The 3207-nt window shown below is 67.8% G+C and carries 3 protein-coding genes; all 3 read left to right on the top strand.

The features are described from left to right. Positions 1–244: 244 nt before the first annotated feature. Genes ACWDZ7_RS42665 through ACWDZ7_RS42675 form a run of 3 tightly spaced genes read left to right on the top strand, consistent with a single transcriptional unit; the run spans position 245 to position 3149 of the window. Positions 245–1366: a tyrosine-type recombinase/integrase gene (locus ACWDZ7_RS42665; protein ID WP_451804332.1), complete on the top strand. Its 1122-nt coding sequence runs from the start codon at positions 245–247 to the stop codon at positions 1364–1366. Beyond that, a complete protein-coding gene (locus tag ACWDZ7_RS42670) occupies positions 1363–1689 on the top strand; it encodes a helix-turn-helix domain-containing protein (protein WP_266792691.1) in 327 nt (108 codons plus the stop codon). The genes ACWDZ7_RS42665 and ACWDZ7_RS42670 overlap by 4 nt, the downstream gene beginning before the upstream one ends. Then, positions 1686–3149: a hypothetical protein gene (locus ACWDZ7_RS42675; RefSeq protein ID WP_451804334.1), complete on the top strand. Its 1464-nt coding sequence runs from the start codon at positions 1686–1688 to the stop codon at positions 3147–3149. The genes ACWDZ7_RS42670 and ACWDZ7_RS42675 overlap by 4 nt, the downstream gene beginning before the upstream one ends. Positions 3150–3207 lie beyond the last annotated feature (58 nt).

A 3207-nucleotide genomic window follows, 5' to 3' on the forward strand; every position in this document is an offset into this window, starting at 1 on the left:
AACCGACGCCTATCGCATCCGATGCGAACTGGCGGCATCTTGCGCCGTGTTGGTCAGGTGGGCTTTGAAGCTGCTGATCAGCAGGTAGACGGTCCACCATGACCTGTTGGGACGGTAGCTGACAGAGCGGGCCCATGTCGTTGCGCTTCACTCGATCGGATGGCTGACCTGCCGTTCCGCTCCACGCTTCGCATCTGATGCGAGATTCTCGCGGCGAATGCGATCTACGGAGCGTGACAATGTGGTGAGCGACAACAGGGCGGCGCCGGGGGCCGCGCGACTTCACCTGGCCGACGGGGTGCCGCTGCTCCGGCCGGACGAGCAAGTCTTCGAAGCGATGCTGGACGGCTGGCGCAACCAGCAACTGGCCCGGAACCTCGCGCTGTCGACCATCAACGGCCGCGAGCGAAAGGTCCGGGCGTTCGCCGCTCACGCCGACGCCTTCCCGTGGAACTGGTCCTCACCGCTGGCCGACGAGTGGTTCGGCGACCTGCGGTCGGTTCACGGCTGCGGACGTTCGACACTCCGGGGCTACCAGGAAGCGGTACGGCTGTTCTGCGACTACACCACCGACCCGGCCTACGAGTGGGCGACCGAGTGCGAACGCCGCTTCGGTACTCATCCGATCCAGGTCTGCCACGAGTGGAACACCGCCGTGCACATACAGGAGTGCGAGGCAGAAGCCCCGAAACGGGCCTTCACCCGGGACGAGTTGCAGACATTCTTCGACCACGCCGACGACCAGGTCGAGCGCGTCCGAGGACGTGGCCGCAAGGGCTGGCTGCCAGCCTTCCGCGACGCGATGCTGTTCAAGACCGCGTACGCATTCGGACTGCGCCGCAACGAGACCCGGATGCTGGACACCGCGGACTTCGGCCGCAACCCCGAAGGAGCGGAGTTCGGCGAGTTCGGCATCTGCTACGTCCGCCACGGCAAAGCGAAGAAGGGCTCGCCGCCCAAACGCCGCAGCGTGCTGACGGTGTGGGAGTGGTCAGCCGAAATCCTCGACCAATGGACGAGCGAGGTCCGGCCCGCCATGCGGCACGCGGACGGGTCAGCCCTGTGGCCGTCCGAACGTGGGCGGCGAGTGGGCCTGCAACGGCTGGACTCCCGCTTCGCCGCCTACCGCGACGACCTCGGCCTGGACCCGGTCCTGGACTTCCACTCGCTACGCAGGTCCTACGTCACCCACCTGATCGAAGACGGCATGGATCCCCTCTTCGTCCAGCAACAGGCCGGCCACGACCACGCCTCCACCACCTCCATCTACACCTGCGTGTCCTCCGACTTCCGCACCCGCACCCTGCGCCGGGCGCTGGACGCCACCATCGAGGCCGCACTCAAGCCCGCGAGGAGGGCCCGATGAAACGCCAGGTCAGCTACCAGTGGCGACTGCGCGAGAAGATGGCCACCGCCGGAATGTTCACCACCAGTGAGCTCGCCCCGCCCCTCGCCGAGCGCGGCATCAACCTCTCGCTCTCCCAGGTCCACCGGCTCGTCACCGGCACCCCCGAACGGCTGTCGCTCCCGGTCCTGGCTGCCCTCTGCGACATCTTCGACTGCACCCCGGCCGACCTGATCGCCACCAGGGCAGAGAACGCCACCGTCCGCAGGGTCGCCACCGGCGATGCGGTCGTCGACCTGTCGGCGGTCCGTCCCAAGCGCGCCCGCATCCGGCCGGAAGGATGAGCCGCACCCGCGTCCGAGCCGAGGACCTGTTCTGCTCCCGCTGCAACCGAGCTGTCCGCCTCGGGACGGCCCACTGGCCCGAGGGCTACCTCTGCGCTGCCTGCTACGACCACGCGCTGGAGACCTATGGGACCTGCGTCGCCTGCGGTGCCGAGCGGCTGACTCCTGGCCTCGCGCCGGACGGCGGCAAGCTCTGCACCGACTGCGCCGGCGGCCTCGGCGACTTCACCTGCGAACAGTGCGGACGAGAAGCAAGGCGCTACCGGCGAGGAATCTGCGGCCAATGTGTGCTGGCCGAACGCCTCCACGAACTCCTTGACAGCGGCACCGGCTCCATCCGCGCCGAGCTGCTTCCGATGTTTGACGCCCTGCGGCAAACGCGCCGCCCGAAGGGCGCCCTGACCTGGACAAGTAAGCCACACGTCCAGCGGAATTTACGGGCTTTGGCCTGCGGTGAGGTCCCGCTCACCCATGAGGGCTTGAGCCAGCTCACCCCCTGGCGTTCAGTGGCCTACCTGCGTGATCTGCTCATCCAAGCCGGGGTCCTGCCACCGGCCGACCGGCATCTGCTGCTGTTCCAACGATGGCTCACCGAGAAGCTGCCCGCCGTCGCCAATGCCGGGCACCGACAGCTGTTGCAGCTCTTCGCCACCTGGCACGTCCAGCGCCGTCTGAACACCCTGTCTGGCCGCGGCCCACTCACCGGCAAGCAGATCCAGCAGGCCCGCGGCGAAATCCACCTCGCGGCCGCCTTCCTCGATCAACTTGCCGAGCGTGGACGGACCCTCGCCGACTGCACCCAGGCTGATGTCGACACCTGGTACGCGGGCGGCTATGTCGCCCGGCGCCTCACCCACGCCTTCCTGCGGTGGGCAATACGGTCTAAGCACATGCCGAAGGTCGCAGTCCCGCACCGCTCCACAAGCAACCCCGCCCCACTCGCCCAGCACCAACGGCTCACACTGCTGCGACAGCTCGTGACCCGCGACGACACACCGCTCCAGGACCGCGTGGCCGCCGTGCTCGTCCTTCTCTACGCGCAACCGCTTACCCGGATCGCCCAGCTCACCATCGACGATGTCCTCCAAGAAGACGATGAGGTCCTGGTCCGGCTCGGTGACCCACCCTCGCCCGTCCCGGCACCTTTCGCCGGAATGCTGCTGAGCTACCTGGGCCAACGGCCAAACACCATGATCGCGTCCAACCCGGACGCCCGATGGCTCTTCCCCGGCCGACGAGCCGGGCAACCCTTGACCCCGGCCACCTTCGAACTCCGACTTCGCCACCTGGACTTCCCCACTCAGAGAGGGCGCACGGCGGCGATCCGCCACCTCGTCCTCCAAGCCCCCGCACCCGTGGTCGCCCGCATGCTCGGCTACCACGACGACACCACAGCCCAGCTCGCAGCCGAAGCCGGAGGAACCTGGCAGCACTACGCACCCGGCGACCACTCACGGTGACCCCGAGCCCTCAACAGCTGAGGAATACGCGACTCCCGATTACGCGAGGTCGCCAGTT

The sequence above is a fragment of the Streptomyces sp. NPDC003032 genome (assembly GCF_053591415.1).